This window comes from Pelagimonas phthalicica (assembly GCF_004364805.1).
In the GTDB taxonomy this organism is placed as follows: Bacteria; Pseudomonadota; Alphaproteobacteria; order Rhodobacterales; family Rhodobacteraceae; genus Pelagimonas; species Pelagimonas phthalicica.
Map to the genome: position 1 here is coordinate 2,045,403 of NZ_SOAP01000001.1, position 25,607 is coordinate 2,071,009.

Annotated in this window: 25 protein-coding genes; 11 read left to right on the forward strand and 14 right to left on the reverse strand. The window is 59.1% G+C overall.

Features of this window, described 5'->3' with window-relative positions:
• Nucleotides 1-47 precede the first annotated feature (47 nt).
• The gene (gene gloB / locus CLV87_RS09920; protein WP_099241492.1) at nucleotides 48-809 is read right to left on the reverse strand and encodes a hydroxyacylglutathione hydrolase; all 762 of its coding nucleotides are present in this window, start codon (nucleotides 807-809) and stop codon (nucleotides 48-50) included.
• Between the two features lie 73 nt (nucleotides 810-882).
• Between gloB and CLV87_RS09925 the strand changes: the two genes are divergently transcribed.
• A complete protein-coding gene (locus CLV87_RS09925; protein ID WP_099241490.1) occupies nucleotides 883-1,644 on the forward strand; it encodes a methyltransferase domain-containing protein in 762 nt (253 codons plus the stop codon).
• Nucleotides 1,645-1,666: 22 nt separating this feature from the next.
• On the opposite strand, the gene CLV87_RS09930 is transcribed toward CLV87_RS09925, so the two are convergent.
• The 3 genes from CLV87_RS09930 to CLV87_RS09940 form a co-directional block, all read right to left on the reverse strand.
• Nucleotides 1,667-5,374 carry a hypothetical protein gene (locus CLV87_RS09930; protein WP_099241488.1) on the reverse strand — a complete coding sequence of 1,236 codons (3,708 nt, stop codon included), beginning with the start codon at nucleotides 5,372-5,374 and terminating at the stop codon, nucleotides 1,667-1,669.
• 203 nt (nucleotides 5,375-5,577) lie between these two features.
• Nucleotides 5,578-7,005: a calcium-binding protein gene (locus CLV87_RS09935; protein ID WP_099241487.1), complete on the reverse strand. Its 1,428-nt coding sequence runs from the start codon at nucleotides 7,003-7,005 to the stop codon at nucleotides 5,578-5,580.
• 73 nt (nucleotides 7,006-7,078) lie between these two features.
• A complete protein-coding gene (locus CLV87_RS09940; RefSeq protein WP_133840745.1) occupies nucleotides 7,079-7,300 on the reverse strand; it encodes a hypothetical protein in 222 nt (73 codons plus the stop codon).
• Between the two features lie 183 nt (nucleotides 7,301-7,483).
• On the opposite strand from CLV87_RS09940, the gene CLV87_RS09945 reads away from it, so the two are divergent.
• From CLV87_RS09945 to CLV87_RS09965, 5 genes are all read left to right on the forward strand, one after another.
• A complete protein-coding gene (locus CLV87_RS09945; RefSeq protein WP_099241485.1) occupies nucleotides 7,484-8,050 on the forward strand; it encodes a F0F1 ATP synthase subunit delta in 567 nt (188 codons plus the stop codon).
• Nucleotides 8,051-9,589: a F0F1 ATP synthase subunit alpha gene (atpA, locus tag CLV87_RS09950; protein ID WP_099241483.1), complete on the forward strand. Its 1,539-nt coding sequence runs from the start codon at nucleotides 8,051-8,053 to the stop codon at nucleotides 9,587-9,589.
• A gap of 12 nt (nucleotides 9,590-9,601) precedes the next feature.
• The gene (locus tag CLV87_RS09955; RefSeq protein WP_099241481.1) at nucleotides 9,602-10,480 is read left to right on the forward strand and encodes a F0F1 ATP synthase subunit gamma; all 879 of its coding nucleotides are present in this window, start codon (nucleotides 9,602-9,604) and stop codon (nucleotides 10,478-10,480) included.
• 16 nt (nucleotides 10,481-10,496) lie between these two features.
• On the forward strand, nucleotides 10,497-11,921 hold the full coding sequence (gene atpD / locus CLV87_RS09960) for a F0F1 ATP synthase subunit beta (RefSeq protein ID WP_099241479.1): 1,425 nt from the start codon (nucleotides 10,497-10,499) through the stop codon (nucleotides 11,919-11,921).
• A 94-nt stretch (nucleotides 11,922-12,015) separates the two neighbouring features.
• Nucleotides 12,016-12,438, forward strand: coding sequence for a F0F1 ATP synthase subunit epsilon (locus tag CLV87_RS09965; RefSeq protein ID WP_099241477.1), 423 nt, complete (start codon nucleotides 12,016-12,018; stop codon nucleotides 12,436-12,438).
• Nucleotides 12,439-12,617: 179 nt separating this feature from the next.
• Here CLV87_RS09965 and CLV87_RS09970 read toward each other — a convergent pair whose 3' ends face one another.
• Nucleotides 12,618-14,699 carry a DEAD/DEAH box helicase gene (locus tag CLV87_RS09970; protein WP_099241476.1) on the reverse strand — a complete coding sequence of 694 codons (2,082 nt, stop codon included), beginning with the start codon at nucleotides 14,697-14,699 and terminating at the stop codon, nucleotides 12,618-12,620.
• 198 nt (nucleotides 14,700-14,897) lie between these two features.
• Between CLV87_RS09970 and CLV87_RS09975 the strand changes: the two genes are divergently transcribed.
• The gene (locus tag CLV87_RS09975; RefSeq protein WP_099244518.1) at nucleotides 14,898-15,248 is read left to right on the forward strand and encodes an H-type lectin domain-containing protein; all 351 of its coding nucleotides are present in this window, start codon (nucleotides 14,898-14,900) and stop codon (nucleotides 15,246-15,248) included.
• Between the two features lie 96 nt (nucleotides 15,249-15,344).
• Here CLV87_RS09975 and CLV87_RS09980 read toward each other — a convergent pair whose 3' ends face one another.
• Nucleotides 15,345-16,355: a ribose-phosphate pyrophosphokinase gene (locus CLV87_RS09980; RefSeq protein ID WP_099244516.1), complete on the reverse strand. Its 1,011-nt coding sequence runs from the start codon at nucleotides 16,353-16,355 to the stop codon at nucleotides 15,345-15,347.
• A gap of 93 nt (nucleotides 16,356-16,448) precedes the next feature.
• Here CLV87_RS09980 and CLV87_RS09985 point away from each other — a divergent pair, with 93 nt between their 5' ends.
• Together CLV87_RS09985 and CLV87_RS09990 are read left to right on the forward strand one after the other, a co-directional pair.
• Nucleotides 16,449-17,048: a 2-hydroxychromene-2-carboxylate isomerase gene (locus CLV87_RS09985; RefSeq protein WP_099241474.1), complete on the forward strand. Its 600-nt coding sequence runs from the start codon at nucleotides 16,449-16,451 to the stop codon at nucleotides 17,046-17,048.
• Between the two features lie 11 nt (nucleotides 17,049-17,059).
• A complete protein-coding gene (locus CLV87_RS09990; RefSeq protein WP_166652713.1) occupies nucleotides 17,060-17,830 on the forward strand; it encodes an alpha/beta fold hydrolase in 771 nt (256 codons plus the stop codon).
• A 94-nt stretch (nucleotides 17,831-17,924) separates the two neighbouring features.
• On the opposite strand, the gene plsY is transcribed toward CLV87_RS09990, so the two are convergent.
• The 6 genes from plsY to CLV87_RS10020 are packed head-to-tail and all read right to left on the reverse strand — an operon-like array spanning nucleotide 17,925 to nucleotide 22,150.
• Nucleotides 17,925-18,530, reverse strand: a complete 606-nt coding sequence (plsY, locus tag CLV87_RS09995) for a glycerol-3-phosphate 1-O-acyltransferase PlsY (RefSeq protein WP_099241471.1) — start codon at nucleotides 18,528-18,530, stop codon at nucleotides 17,925-17,927.
• 12 nt (nucleotides 18,531-18,542) lie between these two features.
• Entirely contained in the window at nucleotides 18,543-19,844 is a 1,302-nt protein-coding gene (gene pyrC / locus CLV87_RS10000; protein ID WP_099241469.1) for a dihydroorotase, read from the reverse strand.
• Nucleotides 19,841-20,236 (reverse strand): hypothetical protein, encoded by a 396-nt coding sequence (locus tag CLV87_RS10005; protein ID WP_099241467.1) that lies wholly within the window; start codon nucleotides 20,234-20,236, stop codon nucleotides 19,841-19,843. The genes pyrC and CLV87_RS10005 overlap by 4 nt, the downstream gene beginning before the upstream one ends.
• The gene (locus CLV87_RS10010; protein ID WP_099241465.1) at nucleotides 20,233-20,664 is read right to left on the reverse strand and encodes a hypothetical protein; all 432 of its coding nucleotides are present in this window, start codon (nucleotides 20,662-20,664) and stop codon (nucleotides 20,233-20,235) included. The genes CLV87_RS10005 and CLV87_RS10010 overlap by 4 nt, the downstream gene beginning before the upstream one ends.
• Nucleotides 20,661-21,200: an aspartate carbamoyltransferase catalytic subunit gene (locus CLV87_RS10015; protein ID WP_235871885.1), complete on the reverse strand. Its 540-nt coding sequence runs from the start codon at nucleotides 21,198-21,200 to the stop codon at nucleotides 20,661-20,663. The genes CLV87_RS10010 and CLV87_RS10015 overlap by 4 nt, the downstream gene beginning before the upstream one ends.
• Complete coding sequence (locus CLV87_RS10020; protein ID WP_099241461.1) at nucleotides 21,200-22,150, reverse strand: aspartate carbamoyltransferase catalytic subunit; 951 nt, start codon at nucleotides 22,148-22,150, stop codon at nucleotides 21,200-21,202. The genes CLV87_RS10015 and CLV87_RS10020 overlap by 1 nt, the downstream gene beginning before the upstream one ends.
• Nucleotides 22,151-22,321: 171 nt before the next feature.
• On the opposite strand from CLV87_RS10020, the gene CLV87_RS10025 reads away from it, so the two are divergent.
• On the forward strand, nucleotides 22,322-23,104 hold the full coding sequence (locus CLV87_RS10025; protein ID WP_099241459.1) for a uracil-DNA glycosylase: 783 nt from the start codon (nucleotides 22,322-22,324) through the stop codon (nucleotides 23,102-23,104).
• Nucleotides 23,101-23,715, forward strand: coding sequence for a LysE family translocator (locus tag CLV87_RS10030; protein WP_099241457.1), 615 nt, complete (start codon nucleotides 23,101-23,103; stop codon nucleotides 23,713-23,715). Before CLV87_RS10025 ends, CLV87_RS10030 begins: the two co-directional genes overlap by 4 nt.
• Here the strand turns inward: CLV87_RS10030 and CLV87_RS10035 are convergent.
• Together CLV87_RS10035 and CLV87_RS10040 are read right to left on the reverse strand one after the other, a co-directional pair.
• A complete protein-coding gene (locus CLV87_RS10035; protein ID WP_099244514.1) occupies nucleotides 23,712-24,359 on the reverse strand; it encodes an aminotransferase class IV family protein in 648 nt (215 codons plus the stop codon). The two genes, CLV87_RS10030 and CLV87_RS10035, sit on opposite strands and share 4 nt — an antisense overlap.
• The gene (locus CLV87_RS10040; protein ID WP_099241455.1) at nucleotides 24,317-25,435 is read right to left on the reverse strand and encodes an aminodeoxychorismate synthase component I; all 1,119 of its coding nucleotides are present in this window, start codon (nucleotides 25,433-25,435) and stop codon (nucleotides 24,317-24,319) included. The genes CLV87_RS10035 and CLV87_RS10040 overlap by 43 nt, the downstream gene beginning before the upstream one ends.
• Nucleotides 25,436-25,607: the final 172 nt, after the last annotated feature.

A 25,607-nucleotide genomic window follows, 5' to 3' on the forward strand; every position in this document is an offset into this window, starting at 1 on the left:
GGCCCGGTCACTTTTGGCCGCTTTCCCGTAACCGAGCGTGATTTCCGCTAGAATTTGTCCTTGCGGGCGCGAATTTCGGCAAAGACGTCGGCATCTGTTGCGTCTTCCAGCCCCAGACCCTTGCGAATGCCCGGATCAGAGGCGCGCAAAAACGGGTTGGTGGCCAGTTCCATAGACAGCGGCACCTGCGCGGTTGGCTTGTTTTCGGCGCGGGCAGTTTCAATGTCTTGGATGCGTGATGTAAGCGCCGCATTGTCAGGGTCAATGGTCAGCGCGAATTTTGCGTTGCCCATTGTGTATTCATGGCCGGAATAGACCATGGTTTCCGGCGGTAGCGCGGCGAGCTTGCTTAGGCTCTCCCACATCATGTCTGGCGTACCTTCAAACAGGCGGCCACATCCCAGCGCCATCAGGCTATCAGCGGTGAACACGGCACCACCCTTGGGGTAATAATACGCGATATGGCCAAGCGTATGGCCCGGAACGGATATCACCTGGCACAGCCCATCATCGGTGCCGCCGGAAAATCCGTCATCCAGGGCCATGTCGAGTTTCTTGATCTTGTCCTCTTCGGCCTTGGGTCCCATGACCGGGCAACCATATTTGGCCTTCAGCTCATCAACCGCTTGAACATGGTCCCAATGGTGGTGGGTGATCATGATCACCCCGGGGGCCCAGCCGCGCGCCTCTAGCGCTGCAATGATCGGCGCGGCTTCGGGGGCGTCGATGATGGCCACGCCATCGGCGCTGTTCACCAGATAGGCATAGTTGTCTTCCAGACAGGGGACAGTAACAACTTCGAAAGGCATGGCGTTTCCTTACGGTCAATGACAGAGTGCCCCCAGAGTGACGCATCTGTCACGGGGCTGCAATGGGGCTACCATGCATCTGGACGTACAAGTTTTGCGCGATTTCTATTACCGCAGCGCGCTGGGGCGTGCGGCGCAAAAGATCATTCGCGACCAGGTGCGTACTTTCTGGCCCGAGGATCGCGCCAAGGGGCAGACCATGGCGGGGTTTGGCTTTGCCGTGCCCCTGCTGCGCCCCTATTTGCCCACCGCGCGCCGGGTGGTCGGCTTGATGCCCGCGCCGCAGGGGGTGATGCCCTGGCCTGCGGGCATGTCCAATGTCAGCGTGCTCTGCGAAGAAACCATGTGGCCGCTGGAAACCGGCCATGTGGACAAGCTGGTGTTGATGCATGGGCTGGAGACCTCGCAAAGCCCGGTCGAAGTGCTTGAGGAAGCCTATCGCGTGCTTGGCCCCGGTGGGCAGGCACTGTTCATCGTACCCAATCGCACCGGGCTTTGGGCGCGGGCGGATAAGACGCCGTTTGGCTTTGGTCGCCCCTATACATCAGGCCAGCTCGAAGCGCAGCTGCGCCAGCACGATTTTGTCCCCGAGGCGCATCTGTCAGTGCTCTACCAACCGCCCTCGACCCGGCGGTTTTGGATGAAAACCGGCCCGTTCTGGGAAAAGACCGGCCGCGCCATTCCGGCGGTCATGGCCGGGGGCGTGATGATGGTGCTGGCTTCAAAACGCCATCCGCCCCGCCACCGTGGTGTGGGCGAAGCGGCCAAGGTGCTGTCCCCTCTGGATGTGCTGACCCCGAAACCGGGCAAGGTTGCGGATCCTGTGGGAGGGTAACGCGCGATCTGGCCGAGGTGCTCTACGAGGCAAAGGCCGCTTCGACACCAGCTTCGACATCGGCAAAGACGATGGCCGAAACATCAAAACTATCGACCCCAAGTTCAACACTGGCAAAGCTGCCATCACCCAACTCCAGCAAGAGTGTACCATCCGAATAGGTCGGCGTTACCGGTCCGGGCAGGTTGGAGGACAGGACAAGCACATCCTCAGCCGGGTCGAAATCCTCGACCTGGGCAATTTCCACCGGGTCATCCGCCGTGCCCCCCGAGGTCAGCCCCGGTGCCGCGACCTGAAACACATCTGCCCCTTCGCCGCCATTCAAACCTGTGCCGCTACCGGCTGGCTCTGAATAGATCGCGCTGAGCGTGTCATTGCCCTCGCCACCGGTCGCGGTGTCCTCTCCGATCACAACGACAAAGTCGTCTCCGGCTTCGCCATTCGCGTGACCCAAGGCGCGCCAACCTGTTGTGTCCAAACGGATCACATCATCACCCTCACCACCCCAGACGCCCAAGGCATATTCGGAATCGATCGTATCATTGCCCGCGCCGCCACCAACCGGCCCGGTCAGGGATGTGGTCAGGTCATCATCGCCCTCACCGCCCAAGACAGTCCGGACATCGATGGCATTCACAGTGTCATCGCCACCCATCCCATCAAAGAAGGTGGCCCCGACCACACCCGTGCTTTCGCCCTCATCCGAGCCCAGAACTGGCAGGCGGTCGGTAAAGTCCTGTAAATCGGAAATGACGTTAAAGTTTAATGAGTCAAACGCGTATTCGCGAAATTCCAGCTCGGCATTGGTCGTAATCTCGGGCGGCATCTGTAGCGAATTGGTGATTACCGGCATGTCGCCATAGTCATCGTAGGGACCATAATTGCTCCCGGCCTCGCCCAAATCCCAGGACCCGAGTTCCGTCAGCCCATAGGTCTCAGCCAATGCGTCAATCTCAAAGGGGAAAGGCGCGTTCGGATCGCTGGTGGCCAGCCCGGAAATGTCTTCGGGAATGACGGTGCCTTCTGGGACATGGAACAGGATCAACTCATACTCGTCCCCGCTGGCCGAAGCGGCATTGCCCGGGATAAACTCGACGCTGGACAGGACGGCCAGAACGCTGCCCGTTGCTTCGTCGCCAAATTCGACATTGACCACCCCTTGCGCGTTTTCACTGACCGAGACTCCGGGAACCGGGTCAGTTTCTGAGCCAAAGGTCGCGTCAATCTCACCCTCAATATCGGCATAAGTGATGGTCGAGACGTCGAAATTCTCAACGCCCAGATACACACTGGCAAAGCTGCCATCGCCCAACTCAAGCATAAGCGTGCCATCCGAATAGGTCGGCGTGACCGGTCCGGGCAGGTTGGAGGACAGGACAAGCACATCCTCAGCCGGGTCGAAATCGGCAAGCCGGGCCAATTGCAGAGGCGCATCCACGGTGTCGCCGGTCGTCAGGTCAGGGGCTGCGACTTGGAACGTGTCAAAGCCAGAACCACCCTCAAGCACCGGCACACCCTCGCCCATGCGATGAACTGCTGTAACGGTGTCGTTCCCGCTGTCGCCATACGCGTCCTCATTGCCGATCACAACCACATAGTCGTCGCCGTGACCGCCAATGGCAAGACCGTCATTGTTTTCACCTGCCTCTGTCAGGATCGCGTCATTGCCCTGGCCCCCCCAGACGCCAAAAGCATCCTCGGCAATGATGGTATCATTCCCGAAGCCACCACCAATTGCCCCGGTTTCCTCGGCGACTATCAGATCATTTCCGTCACCCCCAAGGATGTAGCCGGCACCGTCTGCAACAATCGTGTCGTCCCCTCCCTCGGCGTCGATGTGAGATGAATCAGAGACGATCTCATCACCTTCTTCTGATCCATAGACAGGGAAGTTGCGCAAATAGGAGGCTTCATCGGGTATAGTCTGGATGCCCGATGATCCGTCGAAATAATGACGATAAACCAGGGGCTCATCAGATATGAATTGTGGCGGGGCGGTCAGGTTGTTCCACTCACGTGGCATTAAACCATCATCAAAGAACCCTTCGTCGTTGCTACCAGTCGTGCCCATGTACCAGCTGTCCAAAAGGGTTAAATCAAAAACGCTGGCTAAGCCGGATATTCCGTGTTCCCGAATTAATTCGAGTTCGTCTTCAGGCAAATCATAAAACCTGTCCGGGATTTCAACGCCTTCGGGCACATAGAAGACCATCACCGAATGCTCACTCTCGCCTGAAGAGCCTGGGTGGCCTCCATAAGTGTCGGATTCCTCTGAAATCCAGAACACCTGGATGCTGCCATTGTCGTCTTCGCCCAGTTCAATCGAAACAGTTCCGTCTTCATTATGAACCAGCGTTGCCCCCAAGTCGGGGGCCTGCGTTGCAGCAAAAGCGGTGGCGACCTCACCCTCAACATCGGCATAAGTGATGGTCGTGACGTCGAAATTCTCAACGCCCAGATACACACTGGCAAAGCTGCCATCGCCCAGTTCCAGCAAGAGTGTTCCATCTGAATAGGTCGGCGTGACCGGGCCGGGCAGGTTGGAGGACAGGACAAGCACATCCTCAGCCGGGTCGAAATCGGATATGGAGGCCAAGCGTTCCGGGTTATCGGCGGTCCCGCCGACAGAGTCGTCCATCGTGGTTATCTGGAATGTGTCGGCACCGCTACCGCCAGTCAGATACACCCCGTCACCGAATTCATAGGTATCCCCATGTACGGCTGTCAGGGTGTCAGCCCCTTCACCGCCCGACACTGAGGCATTCAGAACACCAACCAGATAATCATCGCCGGCTTCGCCAAAGACATCGTGATCACCCTCAAAATCCTCGGAGTTATCCAGGCGAATAACGTCATTTCCCTCGCCGCCATAAACATAGCCCGACGGTCCGACATCGATCGTATCATCCCCGGCTTCGCCATCGATGTGATGGGCGCTCAAGCTGTGGATCAGGTCATCGCCATTGCCGCCTTCGACCTCGCCCAGTCTGCCGCTTGCATCAGGCGCAAGCGTAATCGTGTCATTGCCGTCAAGCCCGTCTGTAAAGAGCCCAAGCCAGCCATCCGTGCTTGGCGTTGGGGTGACTTCGATCAGGTCATCCCCATCCGTCCCAATTTCAGGAAGGCCGTAAGGCATGCCTTCTGAGGGATCAAACTCCGCAAGGCTGCCATTAAGATTTTGAAACACAAAAGTGTTCGATAGATCGGTTTCAAAGTCAGGAACGGGCGTGCGGTTGTCCCAATAATCTGGATCGTAGGCACCACTGCCCGGGTAAGAAGAATTGTCATACCCAACACTGCCCAAATCGATATTGGCTACTGGTTCTGCTCCGTTGACCCTCAGATACTGTTCGAAATCATCATAGTCGCCAGCCACTGCACTGAAATCAGCCAAGGAGGCGTCAATATCAAAGCCCTCGGAAACCATGTAAACAGTGGCGTGATATTCATGCTCCCGCGATGATCCTTGACCGCCTGGCGCGTTTTCAGTCTCGGACACAATCGTAACCAGATCGGCGGGCGCGCCTTCGACTTGCTCGATGCGCAAAGCGCCGTTCTGGAGTTCGGTGACAACAACCTCTGGCTGCTCAGTTTCCGGGTCTTCCGGTGTTTCGGGAGTTAGCGGGCTTTCTGTTTCAGGCGTTTCTGAATCTTCGCCTCCATCAGAAGATCCTGCAAACAGTGTTCCCAACAGGCCCATAGCGGCCAAGCCCAATAGCGCTAGATACATTCTTTCAATCCCACCGGTAACATGGCCTGCCAATTCCAAGCCAAACTAGGCGACTCAATTTGCCACCCACATCCTTGACGTGAATAATGTCAAAAAGATGCCGACATTCAAGCGAGTTGGCGCGAATTGGCGTCAAAGGAAACAATTCACGTCCTTACCTCTGATTGTTTCCGAATTGGTGCGACAACGACACCCTGACCAGATCAGGTCACCACAATCTGATCTGCGGTCATTCCGGAAACGCCGGTTAATCGCACCACTGCTGTTGCTGTTTCCGGGCTGTCTCCTATACGCGGAGCATAGTTCAATAGCACATCGGAATAGCTGCCATCGGCCGCTTCGACGATGGCAACGTCGTCCAAAACATAGGAGGTCTGAGCCGGGCTGCTCACTTCCAGAATGTCTTCAGCCGGATCGAAATCAGTGATTGTCATGAATTCAATCTCACCCTCGCCATATGGATTGCGTACCGAAATCCTGACTGTGTCCGCGCCCTCGCCTCCGGTCACAGTCGCGGCCCCGTCTTCGTCGTTAAGAAAGTTGTACGTCGTGATCAGATCGTCGCCCGCCCCGGCATCGCCGACCCCGCCACTTCTAATTTGCAGATGATCGTTGCCTTCACCGCCATGTCCGGTCACGCCATTCGCGATTCCAAGAAAATCATCTCCCGCGTCGCCAAAGATCTCACCGCTGGGACCGCTGCCATAAATGCGATCATTTCCTTCGCCGCCATGGATTTCAACGACAGTTTCACTGCCATAATAAGTGATATAGTCTTCACCTTCGCCCCCATAGGCCACACCGTTCGAGATCAAATCGATCCGGTCGTCTCCGGCCCCGCCTTCGACACTGGTGTTGTCACTATAGGCATACAGATCATCGTCCCCGTCGCCGCCGATCAACGTTGTATCTGCGTATCTGCTTTCCAAGCGATCATCGCCGCCAGCCCCGTCAATCACGATCCCTGCGGCCTGACCCACCAGCCAATCGGGCTCTTCGCTGCCGGTTGTGTTGGCAAACACATCCTCTTGCTCTGCACCCAGATGGGTGGGCGGCGGCGGTTCGTACCCTTCGGGCCGCAAATAGATGATTTCGTCACCATCTGTGTTGGCCTCGACATCGTAAACGGCAATGGGGTGGTCAGATTGAATGACCGGAGCGGGAACCGTGTTGTCGATGAAATAAGGCTCTTCGTTGGTCGGAAGGATATCACCCAAGTCCCAGCTGGCCACGGGCTGCAAATCCAGAGCCTCCGCAAGCTCCTGCAACGTTTCCGACCCATCCAATCGGGGATTATTTGCCCCGGAATAGCTGAATTCAGGAATGCTGCCATCTTCGGGTAGGAGATAGAGTTCGTAGGAAAAGGATTCCGACAGGCCAACGCCTGCATCTTCGGTATCCGAATACCGGAACAGCACCAATGACCCGGTTTCGTCTTCGCCCAGATCCACAGTGACAGACCCGTCTGCATTGGTGGTCAGCGTGGCCCCCAGATCTTCTGAGCCCGGCTCTTCGATAATCGGCGTGTCATCGGTGATCGCATCCTCGGCCCCGTCATCATCATCGGATGATCCCAAGACCATGGACCCCAACAGGCCCAAAGCGGCCAAACCCAAAAATGCCAAATACATTGTCAAACCCCGATACCAAAGAACTGGTTTACTGCCGCCGAACCTCCGGCATGCTAAATTCGTTAAAGAAAGGTTAAGCGAGCCGGACAGAAAAATCATCGATAAAACCGCTCGCATCTTGGCGCAGCAGTAAAGCACAAGAATTGACGCCCGGAATGTGGGTATTGTTTCCCTCGGCCGCGACGTGGTCTTGGCCCAAAACGGACAATTTGACCGCGATTTTTACCCCGAAGTCGGGGATTCTCTCAAAAAAGTCGAAAATAGATGCATCTTGAATCGGCGCAGAAAGTCGCACTTTTCGGCAACCCCCTGTTTTATATGGGTTTAGCGCCCAAGTTAAAAATGCCTTAGCATGTTGCTAGGTTTGCATAGCTCTGCTACATCCGCGTCGATTTATGTCTCTTGATGCAAATCAAGAACTCGAAACGCCCTCGGATGCGCCGGATCCCGTCGCGTCACGGGGGCTAATATCGGAAGGGTGGACGTGTCAGAATCTGCATCGATTTCCTCCGGCATCGCCGCGCGCTATGCCACCGCCATCTTCGAGATTGTTAAGGAGAGCAAGAATCTCCCCAAGCTCGAAGCCAACCTTGATGACCTTTCGGCGGCGCTGGACGACAGTGCTGACCTGCGCGATCTGATTTCGTCGCCGGTCTATAGCCGTGATGCTCAAGGAACAGCCGTGGCGGCAATTGCTAACAAGATGGGCCTCATTCCGGCCGTCACAAACGCGCTGGGCCTGATGGCTCAAAAGCGTCGTCTGTTTGTTCTGCCTCAGCTGATCGCAACACTGCGTGACATGCTGGCAGAGGAAAAAGGCGAAGTGACCGCAGAAGTCGCCTCTGCCACCGCGCTGTCTGATGCGCAGGCCGCCAAACTAGCCGAGACGCTCAAAGCCTCCGTAGGCAAAGACGTCAAAATCAATGCGACCGTTGATGAATCTCTCATCGGCGGTCTTGTCGTTAAGGTGGGCTCGAAGATGATCGACACGTCGATCCGCTCCAAGCTCAACTCCCTCCAGAATGCAATGAAAGAGGTCGGATAAATGGGTATCCAAGCTGCAGAGATTTCTGCGATCCTGAAGGACCAGATCGAAAACTTCGGCAAGGAAGCCGAAGTTGCCGAAGTTGGTCGCGTGCTGAGCGTTGGGGACGGTATTGCCCGTGTCCACGGCCTCGACAACATCCAGGCGGGTGAAATGGTCGAGTTCCCAGGTGGCATCATGGGCATGGCCCTGAACCTGGAAACCGATAACGTAGGTATCGTTATCTTCGGTTCCGACCGCGACATTAAAGAAGGCGACACCGTTAAGCGTACGAACTCCATCGTGGACGTTCCTGCTGGTGACGAACTGCTGGGTCGCGTTGTTGACGGTCTGGGTAACCCGATCGACGGCAAAGGTCCGATCAACACAGACAAGCGTCTGGTTGCAGACGTCAAAGCCCCAGGCATCATCCCGCGTAAATCGGTTCACGAACCGATGGCGACCGGCCTGAAATCCGTTGACGCGATGATCCCGATTGGCCGTGGCCAGCGCGAGCTGATCATTGGTGACCGTCAGACCGGTAAAACCGCCGTTGCTCTGGACGCGATCCTGAACCAGAAATCCTACAACGACGCCGCAGGCGACGATGAAAGCAAAAAGCTGTACTGCATCTACGTTGCGGTTGGCCAAAAGCGTTCCACCGTTGCGCAGCTGGTTAAGAAACTGGAAGAGTCCGGCGCGATTGAATACTCGATCGTTGTTGCTGCGACCGCCTCTGACCCGGCCCCGATGCAGTTCCTGGCCCCTTACGCCGCGACCGCGATGGCCGAACACTTCCGTGACAATGGCCGCCACGCGCTGATCATCTATGATGACCTCTCCAAGCAGGCCGTGTCCTACCGTCAGATGTCCCTGCTGCTGCGCCGCCCACCAGGCCGCGAAGCTTATCCTGGTGACGTTTTCTACCTCCACTCGCGTCTGCTGGAACGTTCGGCCAAGCTGAACGAAGACAATGGCGCAGGTTCCTTGACCGCTCTGCCGATCATTGAAACCCAGGGTGGCGACGTTTCCGCGTTTATTCCGACCAACGTGATCTCGATCACCGACGGTCAGATCTTCCTGGAAACCGAACTGTTCTACCAAGGTATCCGTCCTGCTGTGAACACCGGTCTGTCGGTTTCGCGCGTGGGCTCCTCGGCTCAGACCAAGGCGATGTCCTCGGTTGCCGGTCCGGTTAAACTGTCCCTGGCTCAGTATCGCGAAATGGCCGCGTTTGCTCAGTTTGGTTCCGACCTCGACGCCGCAACTCAGCAGCTGCTGAACCGTGGTGCACGTCTGACCGAGCTGATGAAGCAAGCTCAGTACTCGCCGCTGACCAACGCTGAAATCGTCTGCATCATCTTCGCCGGTACCAATGGTTACCTGGACAAAGTTGACGTATCCGACGTTGCCCGTTTCGAAGCTGGCCTGCTGACGCATCTGCGTGGCAAGCACGCTGATCTGCTGGCAGACATCACCGACAATGACCGCAAGGTCAAAGGTGAGCTGGCAGACAAGGTCAAGGCTGCGCTGGACGAATTCGCCGCTGACTTCTCGTAAGGAGGCCCGGCGATGCCCAGTCTCAAGGACCTAAAAACCAGGATCGAGTCGGTCAAATCGACCCGCAAGATCACCAAGGCCATGCAGATGGTCGCGGCAGCAAAACTGCGCCGCGCCCAGGAATCTGCTGAGGCAGCGCGGCCCTACGCCGCGCGCTTCAACGCCGTGATGGGGTCGCTTGCCGCCGGTGTCGGTGGCAGCGATAGCGCGCCGCGCCTTTTGGCCGGCACCGGTAAAGACGACGTACAGCTGCTGGTGGTCATGACCGCCGAGCGTGGGTTGTGCGGGGGCTTCAACAGCTCCATCGTCAAACTGGCGCGTACCCGCATCGAAGCGTTGAAAGCCGAAGGCAAGACAGTGAAAATTCTCACTGTTGGCAAGAAAGGCCGCGAACAGCTGAAGCGCGATTACGAAGATCTCTTCGTTGATCACGTCGATCTGTCCGAGGTCAAAAATCTTGGCTATGGCAATGCTCAGGACATCGCTCGCGGTATTCTGGCACGCTTTGACGCTGACGAATTTGACGTGGCAACGATCTTCTTTGCCAAGTTCAACTCGGTGATCAGCCAGGATCCTACCGCATTGCAGATCATCCCCGCCTCTTACGAGACCGATGGGGAAGAGGCTGGCGAATCTACGCTCTATGACTATGAGCCGGACGAAGAAGCCATCCTTGCTGACCTGCTGCCACGCGGTGTGGCGACGCAAATCTTCTCGGGCCTGCTCGAGAATGGTGCCTCGGAACAGGGCGCCCGGATGTCGGCTATGGATAACGCGACACGAAACGCTGGTGACATGATTGACAAGCTCACCATCGAATTCAACCGCTCGCGTCAGGCCGTCATCACGAACGAACTGATCGAAATTATCTCGGGCGCCGAGGCGCTCTAAGAATCGGAGAATAGAAATGGCTAACGCACAAGGCAAAATCACTCAGGTGATTGGCGCCGTGGTCGACGTGCAGTTCGAAGACCACCTGCCTGAAATTCTGAACGCGCTGAACACAGACAACAACGGCAAGAACCTGGTTCTTGAAGTGTCTCAGCACCTTGGTGAAAACACTGTCCGCTGCATCGCGATGGACGCGACCGAAGGTCTGGTTCGCGGTCAATCCGTGTCCGACACCGGCGGCCCGATCTCGGTTCCGGTTGGCAACGCCACCCTGGGCCGCATCCTGAACGTTGTGGGTGAGCCGGTTGACGAAGGCGCGCCTTTGAATGCCGACGAATATCGCGCGATCCACCAGCCTGCGCCAGAGTTCGAAGAACAGTCCACCGAGTCCGAGGTTCTCGTGACCGGTATTAAAGTTATCGACCTGCTGGCTCCTTACGCCAAGGGTGGTAAAATTGGTCTCTTCGGCGGTGCCGGCGTGGGCAAGACCGTTCTGATCATGGAACTGATCAACAACATCGCGAAAGTGCACTCGGGCTTCTCCGTGTTCGCGGGTGTTGGTGAGCGGACTCGTGAGGGCAACGACCTCTACCACGAGATGATCGAATCCAACGTTATTAAGCCGGACAACCTCGAGGAATCTCAGGTGGCCCTGGTTTACGGTCAGATGAACGAGCCTCCCGGTGCGCGTGCCCGTGTTGCTCTGACAGGTCTGACCCTGGCGGAACAGTTCCGTGACCAGTCCGGTACCGACGTTCTGTTCTTCGTTGACAACATTTTCCGCTTTACTCAGGCGGGTTCCGAGGTGTCTGCTCTCTTGGGTCGTATTCCTTCGGCGGTGGGCTACCAGCCAACACTGGCCACCGACATGGGCGCGATGCAGGAACGCATTACCTCGACCAAGAATGGCTCCATTACCTCCATTCAGGCCGTATACGTTCCAGCGGACGACTTGACCGACCCGGCTCCGGCGACCACCTTCGCCCACCTGGACGCGACAACCGTTCTCAACCGTGCGATCTCCGAGCTGGGCATCTACCCGGCGGTTGACCCGCTCGACAGCTCCTCGCGCCTGATGGACCCACAGATCGTGGGTGAAGAGCACTACCAGGTGGCACGTGACGTTCAGGGTATCCTGCAGCGCTACAAGTCGCTTCAGGACATCATCGCGATCCTCGGCATGGACGAACTGTCTGAAGAAGACAAACTGACCGTTGCCCGCGCGCGTAAGATCCAGCGTTTCCTCTCGCAGCCCTTCGACGTTGCGAAAGTCTTCACTGGCTCCGACGGTGTTCAGGTTCCGCTCGAAGACACCATCAGCTCGTTCAAGGCTGTTGTTGCCGGTGAGTATGACCACCTGCCCGAAGGCGCGTTCTACATGGTTGGCGGTATCGCCGAAGTGCTGGAAAAAGCCGAGAAACTGGCCGCTGAAGCTGCCTAATGTGGCGGTGGGGTAAAACCCCACCCTACATCTTTCCTTAACCGACGGGACAGGCGGTGCCCGCACCGCCAACCCGGAGACGGAGACAAACAAAATGGCAGACACGATGCAATTCGATCTGGTCAGCCCCGAACGCAGCCTGCTGTCGACGCAGGTCTCTTCGGTGCAGATCCCAGGTGCCGATGGCGACCTGACCGCGATGCCGAACCACGCTCCGCTGATCACCACCCTGCGTCCCGGTATCCTGACCGTGGAAACCGACAAAGGCGCACAGGAATATGTGGTCACCGGTGGCTTTGCCGAAATCGGCGAAAGCCTGTCGGTGCTGGCTGAAAAGGCGCTGCCCAAGGCAGATGTCGATCAGGCCACTTACGATGCGCTGGTGGATGAGGTGCAAGCCGTCTACACCCAGACCAAAGAGGCCGGTGCCGGTGTCGATGACGCCGCCAAACTGCTTCAGGACACGGTGGCAATCGCTGCCAGCCTGGGTCTGACCGCAAAGCAGCCCGCACTCTAAGCGACCCGCTGTTCAGAAATCAAAAGCCCCGGCTGACGTGAAGTGCAGCCGGGGCTTTTCTTTGTTTGGGCTTTGCGAAACCGCTCTCGTTAGATCGATATAGCGTTTCTTTGGGCCAAAAATACCCCGGGAAGTCCTGCGCCCCGCGCAGGGCGGGGCAGCGCCCCAACTCCCTCACATCACTTGCGACGCGTCGGCCGTGCGTCACCACCTTTACGCGGTGGCCCAAGACGTTTGCTGGCCGAAGCGGCACCGGGTTTCCCCTTGGGCTTGCCAGTTGGTTTCCCTTTGGGCTTACCAAAGGACTTTCCATCCGACTTGTGGCGCGGTTTGTCACCGTCACGCTTGCCTTTGGCCCCGTCGCCGCCCTTGCGGTGAGGCTTGGACTTCCGATCGCCAAACGGCTTGTCAGAGCGCTCGGAACCATCTTCCTGACGCTCGCGCGGCTTTTTGAACTTTGCCTCGCCCTCTTGCGCGTCACTGCCCCAAACCGCCTTGCCGCTCTTCTTGATCACAGGCTTTTCGCGCTTGGGCTCGTCATCACGTGGTTTATGCGCCTTGCGTGGGCGATCCTCGTCGCGCTTGGGGCGCGCCGGGCGGTTGTCGAAATCGCCACGCGGCGGGCGTTTGCCGCCGGGCTTGGGGCCGCGACCACCACCGGCAGGGCGGCGTTCCAGTTCCGGAGCCTTGTCCAGCTTGGTGACGGTCACATCGTCCTGCAACTCGCCGCCATCGCCGATTTCATCGATAAAGCCCGGCACCGCATCCTTCGCGATCTCGACAAAGGTCTCGTTGTTCTGCACGCGAATGGCACCGATCGCCTCTTTGGTGATCCCACCCACGCGGCAGATCAGCGGAAGCAACCAACGCGCCTCGGCCCGATCATTGCGCCCCACCGACAAAGAGAACCAGGTCGAAGGACCAAAGGGCGCGCGTTCCTTGCGCTCTTTGCGTTCAGGCCGGCTATCGGGGTCGGCCAACTCTTCTGGCGCGGATTTGCGCGCCTGGTAAAGCTTGAAATAGGCCGCTGCGATGGTCTCTGGCGAATGCTGCTCCAGCAATTGCCCGGCAAAGGCCTGTTGCTCTTCTGTGATCTCTTCGGACCAGATCGGGTCGGCCAACAGGCGTTCTTCATCCTTACGATAGATATCTTCCGCAGACGGGGCATCCACCCATTCCGCTTTGATCTTGGCCCATTTCAACAGCCGCTCGGCCTTTTTGGCGTTGCGGGGCGTGACCACCATGGCCGAGATGCCCTTTTGCCCGGCTCGGCCCGTCCGGCCAGAGCGGTGCAAAAGCGCCTCGGTATTGGTGGGCAATTCCGCATGGATGACCAGCTCAAGCTTGGGCAGGTCGATGCCGCGCGCAGCGACATCGGTGGCGACACAGATACGGGCACGCCCATCGCGCATGGCCTGCAGCGCATGGGTGCGCTCATTTTGGCTCAGTTCACCGGACAGGCTGACCACCGCGAAACCACGGTTCGAGAACCGCGCCGTCAAGCGGTTCACCGCCGCGCGGGTATTGGCAAAGACAATGGCCTTTTCGGCTTCGTGATAGCGCAGGATGTTGATAATCGCGTGCTCCCCATCCTGCTGCGCAACGCGCACCGCCTGATAGGTGATGTCGGAATGCTGCTGCTTGTTCGAAATGGTCGAGATTCGCTCGGCATCCTTTTGGAAATTCTGCGCCAGCTTGGCGATCATCGGCGACACGGTGGCCGAGAACATCAGGGTGCGGCGATCCTCGGGTGCCTCGCCCAGCATGAATTCCAGATCCTCGCGAAAGCCAAGATCGAGCATCTCATCCGCCTCATCCAAAACCACCGCCTTGAGCTGATCCATGATCAGCGAGCCGCGTTCGATATGGTCGCGCAATCGCCCCGGTGTGCCAACGACAATATGCGCCCCCCGCGCCAGATTGCGCCGCTCATCCCGCATATCCATGCCCCCCACACAGGAGGCGATCCAGGCCCCGGCCTTGCCATAAAGCCAGGTCAATTCACGTTTCACCTGCAAGGCCAGCTCGCGCGTTGGCGCGATCACCAGGGCCACCGGCGCATCCGCCCGGCCCATATGCTCGGCATCCCCCAGCAAAGTCGGCGCAATCGCCAGGCCAAAACCCACCGTCTTGCCCGACCCGGTTTGCGCTGAAACCAGCAAATCCTTGTCCACCAGCTCGGGTGCGGAAACCGCCTGCTGCACATCAGTCAAAGTGTCATAACCACGCTCGGACAGCGCGTCTTGCAAAGGGGCAATCATAAGGGATTCTTTCTCGGGGAGGAGGATGATCGGGCGCTTTTACAGGTCAAACCCAAGAATGTATATGCCAAAAGCGTCACAGCGCCCAGTTCAACACTTCCGAAACCCTTCTTTGGCATTTCCATTGCCGGGGCAGGGGCGTTATACCCGCATGACGGGAAGCAGGACCAACCCGGAACAGGACGCAAGAGGCGGATCATGCGCAAATATGTAGGCTCGCTTATCGGGGTGGATCAGGGCAATGAGGAAGTGTTTTCCGATTTCGCCTCTGGCGGTGACATGTGGACGGGCCATGGCGCGCGGGAGCGGCGCAAAAAGGTCAAGTTCTCGGAACCCTTCCGCAGCATTCCAACGGTACAGGTGTCTTTGTCGCTTTGGGATATGGATCAGGGCGCAAATGTGCGGGCTGATATTGTCGCCGATAAGGTCAGCGAAACCGGTTTTGACCTGGTGTTCCGCACCTGGTCTGACACGCGCGTGGCCCGCGTGCGTATGAGCTGGACCGCGATTGGCGAGGTCGCGTCAGACGACGATTGGGAATTGTACTAGGTTTTTTGGGGGGCGCTTGGCCGCGGCCGGGCGCTGAAAAATCGTGCACGATTTTTGCAAATTTCGTGCACGAAATTTCTGCGCCAAGCTCAGCTGTTAAAGAATACCCTCATAAATCGGGCCCAGCACGTCGGTTTCAAACAGCGACGAGACCGAGTGACCGTTCCAGATATTCATGATCGACTGCGCAAAGAGAGGCGCAGTTGGCAGGATGCGGATATTGGGGGCGTTTTTGACCGCATCGGTGGGCTGGATCGTGTCTGTCAGCACCAGGGTCTTGAGCACCGAGTTGGACACACGTTCCACGGCTGGACCAGACATCACGCCGTGTGAGATATAGGCATGCACTTCGGTCGCGCCATGTTCCAGGATCACCTCAGCCGCTTTGCACAGCGTGCCGGCAGTGTCGCACATATCGTCCACAACGATACATTTCTTGCCCTCAACATTCCCGATCACGGTCATCTCGGCGATCTCACCCGGCTTTTCGCGGCGTTTGTCGACGATCGACAGGGGCGCGTTGATGCGCTTGGCCAATTCACGCGCACGGGCCACGCCGCCCACGTCTGGCGAGACGATCATGACGTCTTCAAGTTGGCCCTTGAACTGGTTCTTGATGTCCAGCGCAAAAATCGGCGAGGCATAGAGGTTGTCCACCGGGATATCAAAGAAACCCTGAATCTGCGCTGCGTGCAGGTCCATGGTCAGCACCCGTTCTATCCCGGCTTCGGCGATCATATTGGCCACCAGCTTGGCCGAGATCGGCGTGCGCGCCTTGGTGCGGCGGTCTTGGCGGGCGTAGCCGAAATAAGGCATGACGGCGGTGATGCGGCTGGCAGAGGAGCGACGCAGCGCATCGGCCATGATCAGCAGTTCCATCAGGTTGTCATTGGCCGGGTTCGAGGTGCTCTGCATGATATACATGTCTTCGCCGCGCACATTCTCGAAGACTTCGACAAAGATCTCGCCATCGTTAAAGCGTTCGACGCGGGCGTCGACGAGATTGACGCTCATACCGCGATAGAGCGACATGCGGCGGGCAACGGATTCGGCCAGCGGGCGGTTGGCATTGCCAGAGATGATTTTGGGTTCGATGACGGTCGGCATGGGAGGCTCCGGGATCATGACGGATTCGTGACGTTGCGGTCGCCTTAACATGTGCTTAGCATTCGCGCCAGCAACACCATTAGGAGAAGAGCTTTGGCGCATATCGACTACTATTTCACGACTTTGTCCCCCTGGGCCTATCTCTGCGGTGACCGGGTCGAGAAGATCGCCGCGAAACATGGTGCCACCATCACTTACAAGCCGCTCGATATCGGCCAGCTCTTTGCGCGCACCGGCGGCACCCTTCCCAAAGATCGCCACCCGTCGCGGATGGAATATCGCATGCAGGAACTGCTGCGGGCGCGCAGCAAGACTGGCCTGCCTCTGACGCCGCAACCGGCCTTTTGGCCCACAAATGGGGCCCCGGCGGCCTATGCCATTATCGCGGCGCAAAAGGCGGGCGGAGGCGATATGGGCAAGCTGGTTCAGGCGATTTTCCGCGCCTGTTGGGCCGAAGAAAAGGATATCGCGCAGGATGACGTCGTGCGCGCCGCGCTGGAAGAGGGTGGGTTTGACCCCAAACTGGCGGATAGTGGCTTGCTGTCCGGGGCCGAGATCTATGGCGCAAATCTCGAAGAGGCGGTTGGTGCCGGGGTCTTTGGCTCGCCCTTCTTTATCGTCGATGGCGATCAGCGATTCTGGGGGCAGGATCGTCTGGATGATCTGGATGCGCATCTGGCAGGTGATTTGTGATCGAATTTCCCGTGACACGTTTTGGAACAGGGCCGGGACTGGCCCTGTTGCTGCATTGTTCGCTCGCCCATGGCGGGGTGTGGCGCAAGGTCGCGGCACCGTTTGCGCAAGACCTGACAGGTCTTGCCCCGGACATGCCCGGCCATGGCAAGGCGGCACCCTGGGATGAGCAGGGGGACATTCATGATGTGGTGACCGCGCAGGCCCGATCCTTGCTGGAAAGGCCGGCCCACCTGGTTGGTCACAGTTTCGGGGCCACCGTGGCCCTGCGTCTGGCGCTGGAGCAACCGGACAAGGTCTTGTCCCTCACCTTGGTTGAACCGGTCCTGTTCGCGGCTGCCCGAGGGCAGGCAGAGTTTGACGCCTATATGGGCGAATCTCAGGATTTTCTGGCCGCGCAACAGGCGCAGGATTGGCCGCGCATGGCGCAGGGCTTTTTTAGCGCTTGGGGTGGTGGCATGGCTTGGGACGATCTCCCGCCGAAAGCGCGCGAAACCAATACGGCGCTGATGCCGTTGATTGCCGGGTCGAACCCCAGCCTGATTGACGATTGTCACGGGCTTCTGGACGGGGACGGGTTGGAGCAGCTGCGCATGCCGGTGACATTTCTGCGCGGCGGACAAACGCAGCCCATCGTCGCAGCGATCCATCGCAGCCTGATGGCGCGGATTCCTCAGGCGCGCGAGATTGTGGTGCCTCAGGCGGGGCATATGCTGGCGATCACCCATCCGGATGCGGTGAGTGAGGTGTTGCGCGAAAATGTGACGGTTGGCGTAAGTTAAGAGGAAGGTGGGGCGCTGCCCCGTCCCGAGCTGTGCTCGGGACTCCCCGGGATATTTTTGGCCCAAAGAAACCTGGGGGCTGGAGGTTTTGGGGTTATTTCTTTTGGCCGACCTTGGGTTCGGTGCCAGCCTTGATGCGGGCGATGTTTTCGCGGTGGCGCCAATAGATCAGCATGGTGAGCGCGAGCCCCATGAGCAGCAGATCGCCGCGGGCCATAACGAACATCCAGATGGTGGTGGACATGGCGGCGACCAAAGCGCCGACGGAGGAGATCCGCGAGACAGCAAAGGCCAGTGCCCAGGTCGCGCAGCAAAGCAGGCCAACCGGGAAGCTGATGGCAAGGACCACGCCAAGATAGGTGGCCACGCCTTTGCCGCCCTTGAACTTGAGCCAGACCGGATAGCAATGGCCCGCAAAGGCGGCGAGGCCCGCGATTTGCATGGCGGCGGTGTCGCCAGTGACGAATTTCGCAATCAGAACCGCAATCGCGCCCTTGGTCGAATCCAGCACCAGCGTTGCCAGGGCGGCGGGCTTGTTCCCGGTGCGCAGCACATTGGTCGCGCCGATATTGCCCGATCCGATCTTGCGCAGATCGCCCAGGCCAAGCGCGCGGGTGATCACGATGCCAAAGGGGATCGAGCCCAAAACATAGCCAATCAGCGCCCAAAGCAGAAAGGTGGTCGGATCGGTGTTGAACATGTTTTGCGGCCCTTACGCTTTGAATACCCGATTGCCGGACACCCATGTCCCCAACACTTTGCCCTGAAGTCGGGCGCTGTCAAAGGGGGTGTTCTTGGATTTCGATTTCAGTTTGAAACGATCCAGAACAAAAGGTTTGTCCGCATCGAACAAAACAAGGTCCGCAGGGGCCCCTTGTGCCAGGCGTCCCGCCGGCAGGCCGAGGCGTTTGGCCGGGTTCAGGGACAGGGCGCGGAACAGGGTTGGCAGCTCAAGCTCGCCGGAATGATAGAGGCGCAGCAGCACCGGCAGCATGGTCTCCAGACCCACGGCACCGCTGGCGGCTTCCTCATAGGGCAGGCGTTTGGATTCCTCGTCCTGCGGGGTGTGGAACGATCCGATAATGTCGATCAACCCATCGCGGACGGCGGCCACGATGGCTTGGCGGTCATCTTCGCTCCGCAGCGGCGGTTTGACCTTGAAGAAGGTGCGGTAATCGGCGACGTCAAGCTCGTTCAGGGTCAGGTGATGCATCGAGGTGCCGGCGGTCACGTCAAACCCGTTCTTCTTGGCGCGTTCCAGCGAAGGCAGGGCGCGGGCGGCGGTGATCTGGTCGGCGTGATAGCGCGCGCCGGTCATTTCGACCAAAGCGATGTCACGATCCAGCCCCATGCGTTCCGCCATTGGCGAGACGCCGGGAAGCCCGCGCAGGGTGGCGAATTTGCCCGAGCTGACAGCCGCGCCTTTGGACAGGGTCGGTTCCTGCGGGTGGCCCATGACCAGCGCGTCCAGCGATTTCGCATAGGACATGGCGCGGGTCAGGACCTTGGTGTCGCGCACCACATTGTCGCAATCGGTAAAGGCCACGGCCCCGGCATCCATGAGAAAGCCGAATTCGGTCATTTCCTTGCCGTCGCGGCCTTTGGTCAGGGCGGCCATGGGCAGAACATGGACCGGCGCGGCCTCATTGGCGCGGCGGCGGATGAATTCCAACGCCTCGGGCGTGTCGATGCAGGGCGTGGTATCAGGGCGGGTGACCATGGTTGTCACCCCCCCGGCAGCGGCGGCCTGCCCGGCGGTGCCATAGGATTCCTTGTGACGTTCACCGGGTTCACCAACCTTGACGCCGATATCGACAATACCGGGGGCAAGGTGTTTACCGCCCGCATTGATGATCTCAGGATCGATGTTTCGCGCTCGAAACAATCCTTCAAATTCAATGTTTTCTGCTAAGACTTCGGCAATCTTTCCATCCTGGATCAGGATGTGACCAAAGGTGACCGTATCGGCCTCAGGGTCAATCAATTGCGCGTTTTTGATGAGGGTGGCGGTCATGTCTGCTCTTCCGATAGGCGGCGGGCGGCGTTGATTTGGGTGATGGTGGCCGCAGGGTCGGCCTGGAATTTGATCAGGTGTTTGTCGCCTGCTGTGGTGATCAGCTGGACGGCGGAACCGATGGATTTGACGGTGACGAGATCAGAAAGAAAGACGCGGCGCTCTCCCGGGCCTGACAGCACGCCGTTTTCCATCTGCCATTCATGGGCCAGCTCTTCGTCCTTGAGATACCAGCCGCGCAAGCCAATGGCGGCGGCCCCGCCGACAAGGCCGGTCCAGGGATAGGGGTTGCCCGCGATCCACAGCACGCCAAAGGCCAGCGCCATGGCGATGACGCCCATAACCTTATGCGTTTGCCAATAGGTGGCTTTGTCCGCGCGGAACGTGGTCATTTGGCCAACTCCCTTTGGATCAGGGACAGGAGTTCGTCGGATTTCGGAACCGTGCGGATACGCAGCTTGCGCGATAGGCGCGAGGAGGTGATTTCGATCCCGCCCCAGGCTTTGCGGATGGATTGGATTTCCGGGAAGAGGACTGAGAATTTTCGCCCCGAGCGGTATTTCAGATAGAGGCGGCGCGTTGTGACGGCGACGTAATCTGGCTGTTGAAACAGGATCACCAGAGCAAAGAAAGCGCCCATGACCGAGATATGAACAATCGGGAAGGGTTGGTCTGAGGGAAACAGAAACCCGATACCCCAGGCGATCAGGAGCATTGCCAGCACGTAGAACAGACCCAGCAAGAGACCTTGGGCGATTGAACCTTTGGTCTCACGCAGCAGCTCTTCGCCGTCAAAGAAAGGGGGCAGTTGTGAGGTCATCGGAGCAAAGCAGCCAAGAGCAAGAGGGCAACAATGCCCGCGCCGATCAGGGCGAGAATGGTCCAGAGAGAGCCGCGGCGCTGTGGTGCGCCAGGGTCACCTTGGGCGGTGAGACCAGAGGCCGAGGCGCTGCGCAGTTTCGGGCCGCGCGGGGTCGGTTTGGCACCGCCATAGGTGCCGATCAAGCGCAATTGCGGCGCGATGGTCAGGGTCTGGCTGGTATTGTCAAAGGCCTGCGGTGGCAGGATAACAACATGGCCGGTCAGCGCGTCCAGAACGGACCTGTCGGCTTTGAAATCCGCCCCAGCGGCGTTGTGCGCTTGGGCGAGGTAAGAGGACAGGCCCATCTTGTCCAAATCCCGCAGATCGACAACATCGACAAAGCCATTGCGCAGGGTCTTGGCCCCCAGCGCGTATTTCAACGGCCATTCGCCAGTGCCGGCCTGCACCGTAAAGCGTTCCACGGCCTCGGGCGGGAGGTCGAGGTGAAAGACCCGCAAGGTGGTGCGGTCTGATCCGTTGATCTCGATCTGCATCAGGCCAGGAGCTCCTTGGGGTTGGCGCGCAGGTTGCGGGCCAAAAGGTCCATCGCGGCCATGCGCACGGCCACGCCCATTTCAACCTGATCCTGAATGACCGAGCGGTTGATGTCATCGGCCAATGTGCCGTCAATCTCGACACCGCGATTCATCGGGCCGGGATGCATGACGATGGCGTCATCTTTGGCATAGGCGAGCTTTTCCGCGTCGAGCCCGTAGCGGTGATAATATTCCCGCTCGGACGGGATAAATCCGCCATCCATACGTTCCCGTTGCAGGCGCAGCATCATGACGACATCGACATCCTCAAGGCCTTTGCGCATGTCGTCATAGACCTCTACTCCGAAATGCTCGACACCCGAGGGCATGAGGGTGGAGGGGCCGACCAGACGGATGCGGTTTTCCATCTTGTGTAGCAGCAGGATGTTGGAGCGTGCGACGCGGGAATGGGCGATATCACCGCAAATGGCGATATTGAGCCGGTGCAAACGGCCCTTGGCGCGGCGGATGGTCAGCGCGTCAAGCAGGGCTTGCGTTGGGTGTTCGTGCTTGCCGTCACCCGCGTTCAGGACCGCGCAATTGACCTTTTGGCTGAGCAGATCGACCGCACCGGAATGAGGGTGGCGCACGACCAGCAGGTCCGGATGCATGGCGTTCAGGGTCATGGCGGTGTCGATCAGGGTCTCGCCCTTTTTGATCGAGCTGGCCTGCATGGCCATGTTCATCACATCCGCGCCAAGCCGTTTGCCGGCGATCTCAAAACTGGCTTGGGTGCGGGTGGAGTTCTCAAAGAACATGTTGATTTGTGTCAGGCCCGCCAAGGCGTTGGCGTGTTTGTCACGGGAACGGTTGAAAGTGACATATTGGTCGGCCAGATCGAGGATCGTTGTGATCTCATCGGGGCGCAGGGGCTCAATACCGAGCAAGTGGCGTTGGTCAAAACGCATATGCGAAGGCTCCTCACGGTTTGAGCCTTCATAAGAAGGGTTGGCGGGTGGGGCAAGGGTTCAGAAACACTGTGACGATCGGCCCACCCGCCCTCCCCCGATCGTCACAGTGTTTCTTACGCGTGTTTCTGGGCGTTTCACTTGGTCGGGAAGGGAGATAGGGTGGCGGCCATGGAATCAGCTTTGGATTGGCATACAGCGCGCGCCATGTTGGAATGGCAGGCGGAGATGGGGGTGGATGAGGCGATCCTTGCCGCCCCGGTGGATCGCTTTGCCGCCGAGGAAGAGGCGAAAGCCAAGGCAGAGGCGGCCCGCGCCCAACCCGTGGGGCAGGCCGCGCAGCGCGTGGCGGAGCCTGAGGTTGATCCGATTGACGAGGCCGTGAAGGCCGCCAAGGCCGCGCAGGATCTGGCGGGATTGCAGGCGGCAATGGCGGCTTATCCGCATTGCCCGTTGAAACGCGGCGCGCGCAATCTGGTGTTTTCCGACGGGGTGGCCGGGGCCAAGGTCATGCTGATTGGCGAGGCACCGGGGCGTGACGAGGATTTGCAGGGCAAGCCCTTTGTCGGCCGCGCCGGGCAGTTGCTGGATAAGATGCTGGCAGCGATTGATCTGTCGCGCGAAGACAGTGCCTATATCACCAATGTTCTGCCCTGGCGCCCGCCGCAGAACCGTGACCCCAAACCCGAAGAGATCGCGATGATGCTGCCGTTTCTGAAGCGGCATATCGCCTTGGCCAAGCCTGAGGTGATCGTGATCGTGGGCAATTTTTCCTGTCAGGCCCTGCTGGGCAAACGTGGGATTACCCGTTTGCGCGGGAATTGGACACAGGCCGAGGGCAAACCCGCCCTGCCCATGTTCCACCCGGCTTATTTGCTGCGCAATCCGGCGGCCAAGCGCAAGGCCTGGGCCGACCTGTTGGAGATCCGCGCCAAACTGAACAGCCTGTCATGATCCCTGATCCACTTGTTTTGCTGACCTTTGTTCCGGCGGCCTTGGCGCTGAACCTCACGCCGGGCACCGACATGATGTTTTGTCTGGCACAGGGGTTGCGCGGCGGTGCGAAACCCGGTTGGGCGGCCTCTGCCGGGATATCGGCCGGGGCTTTTGCGCATACATTCCTGGCCGGGATCGGGTTGGGCGCGCTGGTCGCCGCGCATCCGGCGGCGTTTGACGTGATCCGTTGGGCTGGCGTTGCCTATCTGCTGTTCCTTGCCTGGAAGACCTTGCGCAGCCCCATCGGGGCGGCCAGTGCCAAGGCGCTTACAGCCTCACAAGCGGCCTGGCAAGGATTCGCGGTCAACCTGACCAATCCCAAAGTTATCCTGTTCTTCCTGGCCTTTGTGCCGCAATTCATTGATCCGACCCGTGCGGTGTTGCCGCAATTCATGTTCTTTGGGGCGGTGATGGCACTGGGGGGATTGATCGTGAACGGATTGGTTGGCCAATTCGCGGGTCAATTGCGTGGCTACCTCAAGGCAGGCAGTTTGAGCGAAAAGATCACCCGCTGGGTCAGTGCGACGGTCTTTGGCGCATTGGCGGCGCGATTGGCGCTGAAGGCCTAGGGTATTTCAACGAAGGTCGCTGGTATCAGGCCGCGCATAGCGTTGCCCATATGGAACGAGCTGGCCGAAGTGAGCTCGGCGAGGGTCAGGGCTCTTGTCTGATACTGGCCCAAATCCAGCAAATGAGCGCGCAGAACGCCCGGCAAAAGGCCGGAGGATAGAGGTGGAGTCAGCCTCTCACCCGCCTGTGTTGTTATAAACAGATTGGTGATGGTGCCTTCGCAGAGCTCATCGCGTTCATTGAGGAACAGCAGCTCGTCAATGCCATCAGGTAGGGCCGCACGCGCGGACTCATAGAGCGCGCGGCGGGTGGATTTGTGGCGCAGCCATGGCTCGGCGCTGTCCAGCCGCTGATCGGCAATGGCCACACGCCAGACGCTGGGCGTCGGGGGTAGGGGGCTTGTGGTCAGCTCGGGTTGGCCCCGGGCCGAAAGGGTCAGGCGACAGCGCAGCGGCTCGGACGGGTTCAAAGACTCGATATCGGCGCGGATCTGCGCGATCTCCATCGGAATGCCCAAACCCCGCGCCGAGCGCGCCATACGATCCAGATGACGCGCCAAAAGCGGCGTTTCGCGATCCGGATAAACCGCAAAGGTTTCGATCAGGCGAAACTCGGGCTCAGCTGGGCAAAGCGGGCTTTCCATAGCGCTTCCTCATATTCGGATGTGGCGGTGCTGTCCCAGACGACGCCGCCGCCCACATTCAACCTGGCCGCGCCGTTTTCCACCATCAGCGTGCGAATGGCGACGTTGAAACAGCTGCTGCCATCTGGGGCCATCCAGCCGATTGACCCGCAATAGATTTCGCGCGGATTTGGTTCGAGGTCCGACAGGATTTCCATCGCGCGGATCTTGGGCGCACCGGTGACAGACCCACAGGGGAACAGCGCGCGCAGGATGTCTGGCAGCGTTGTGTCGGGCAAAAGCTGGGCCTGAACCAGCGACACCATCTGGTGCACAGTGGCATAGGATTCGACCTTGAACAGTTCGGGAACCTTGACGCTACCAGGCACGGAAACGCGACTGATATCGTTGCGCAAGAGATCAACGATCATCAGGTTTTCGGCGCAGTTCTTTTCGTCCTGCGCTAGCCACGTCTTGCGGCGCTCATCCTCAACCGGGTCATCGCTGCGCGGCAGGGTGCCTTTCATCGGGCGGGTTTCGATCTGGCCTGCGGCACTGGTGCGAAAGAAAAGCTCGGGCGAGCGGGACAGGATGTCAGGCAAGCCGGGGACCTGAACCAAAGCCCCGTAGCTGACGGGCTGACGGGCCTGCAACGCGGCGTAGAGCGCGGCGGTGTCGCCAGAGACGGGAAGGGTCAAAGGAAAGGTCAGGTTGGCCTGATAGATGTCGCCAGCTCCAATCGCGCGGTGTACTTGCTCAAAGGCGCGCTCATAGTCCTGCGCGCTCCAACTGGGGCGCGGGGCGTCAATCGCGCCAGCGGCGGGTGGCAGATCAGTCGAGATCGGCGCGTCAAAGACGCCAAAACACAAAAGCGGCAGTCGTCGCTGACCCGGCAGGCGCGGGGCCAGCTTGGGTTCCAGCACATAGCCCAGCTCGTAACTGGCAAAGCCCGCGATCCAGGCCCCGGCCAATTGCGCCTGTTCCAGCTCGGCCAAAGCCCCGGCCACCTCGGCGGGTGAGTCGGCGCGAATGACCTGTCGGGGCGACTCAAAAGTCGCTCCTGTGCCGTTTGGTCCGTGATCAAATCTGATCTTCATGGCTGCCTCGCGCTGTTCCGGCCAGCGATATAAGGGTTTTTGCCCGAAACGAAAGGTTAGAAAGCGGCAAATGCGGCTTGAATTCCGATACCACTTGCACCTTTTGACTCACTGCCTATAACGCACGACAATTTGGGCGCTTCGGGGGCGCCCTGTGCCAGACCGCCACGCC

What these genes read in the sequence shown, in the direction of transcription:
- gloB (WP_099241492.1), bottom strand. Translation starts at nt 809, where the DNA reads ATGCCTTTCGAAGTTGTTACTGTCCCCTGTCTGGAAGACAACTATGCC.
- CLV87_RS09925 (WP_099241490.1), top strand. Translation starts at nt 883, where the DNA reads ATGCATCTGGACGTACAAGTTTTGCGCGATTTCTATTACCGCAGCGCG.
- CLV87_RS09930 (WP_099241488.1), bottom strand. Translation starts at nt 5,374, where the DNA reads ATGTATCTAGCGCTATTGGGCTTGGCCGCTATGGGCCTGTTGGGAACA.
- CLV87_RS09935 (WP_099241487.1), bottom strand. Translation starts at nt 7,005, where the DNA reads ATGTATTTGGCATTTTTGGGTTTGGCCGCTTTGGGCCTGTTGGGGTCC.
- atpA (WP_099241483.1), top strand. Translation starts at nt 8,051, where the DNA reads ATGGGTATCCAAGCTGCAGAGATTTCTGCGATCCTGAAGGACCAGATC.
- CLV87_RS09955 (WP_099241481.1), top strand. Translation starts at nt 9,602, where the DNA reads ATGCCCAGTCTCAAGGACCTAAAAACCAGGATCGAGTCGGTCAAATCG.
- atpD (WP_099241479.1), top strand. Translation starts at nt 10,497, where the DNA reads ATGGCTAACGCACAAGGCAAAATCACTCAGGTGATTGGCGCCGTGGTC.
- CLV87_RS09965 (WP_099241477.1), top strand. Translation starts at nt 12,016, where the DNA reads ATGGCAGACACGATGCAATTCGATCTGGTCAGCCCCGAACGCAGCCTG.
- CLV87_RS09970 (WP_099241476.1), bottom strand. Translation starts at nt 14,699, where the DNA reads ATGATTGCCCCTTTGCAAGACGCGCTGTCCGAGCGTGGTTATGACACT.
- CLV87_RS09975 (WP_099244518.1), top strand. Translation starts at nt 14,898, where the DNA reads ATGCGCAAATATGTAGGCTCGCTTATCGGGGTGGATCAGGGCAATGAG.
- CLV87_RS09980 (WP_099244516.1), bottom strand. Translation starts at nt 16,355, where the DNA reads ATGCCGACCGTCATCGAACCCAAAATCATCTCTGGCAATGCCAACCGC.
- plsY (WP_099241471.1), bottom strand. Translation starts at nt 18,530, where the DNA reads ATGTTCAACACCGATCCGACCACCTTTCTGCTTTGGGCGCTGATTGGC.
- pyrC (WP_099241469.1), bottom strand. Translation starts at nt 19,844, where the DNA reads ATGACCGCCACCCTCATCAAAAACGCGCAATTGATTGACCCTGAGGCC.
- CLV87_RS10005 (WP_099241467.1), bottom strand. Translation starts at nt 20,236, where the DNA reads ATGACCACGTTCCGCGCGGACAAAGCCACCTATTGGCAAACGCATAAG.
- CLV87_RS10010 (WP_099241465.1), bottom strand. Translation starts at nt 20,664, where the DNA reads ATGACCTCACAACTGCCCCCTTTCTTTGACGGCGAAGAGCTGCTGCGT.
- CLV87_RS10015 (WP_235871885.1), bottom strand. Translation starts at nt 21,200, where the DNA reads ATGCAGATCGAGATCAACGGATCAGACCGCACCACCTTGCGGGTCTTT.
- CLV87_RS10020 (WP_099241461.1), bottom strand. Translation starts at nt 22,150, where the DNA reads ATGCGTTTTGACCAACGCCACTTGCTCGGTATTGAGCCCCTGCGCCCC.
- CLV87_RS10025 (WP_099241459.1), top strand. Translation starts at nt 22,322, where the DNA reads ATGGAATCAGCTTTGGATTGGCATACAGCGCGCGCCATGTTGGAATGG.
- CLV87_RS10030 (WP_099241457.1), top strand. Translation starts at nt 23,101, where the DNA reads ATGATCCCTGATCCACTTGTTTTGCTGACCTTTGTTCCGGCGGCCTTG.
- CLV87_RS10035 (WP_099244514.1), bottom strand. Translation starts at nt 24,359, where the DNA reads ATGGAAAGCCCGCTTTGCCCAGCTGAGCCCGAGTTTCGCCTGATCGAA.
- CLV87_RS10040 (WP_099241455.1), bottom strand. Translation starts at nt 25,435, where the DNA reads ATGAAGATCAGATTTGATCACGGACCAAACGGCACAGGAGCGACTTTT.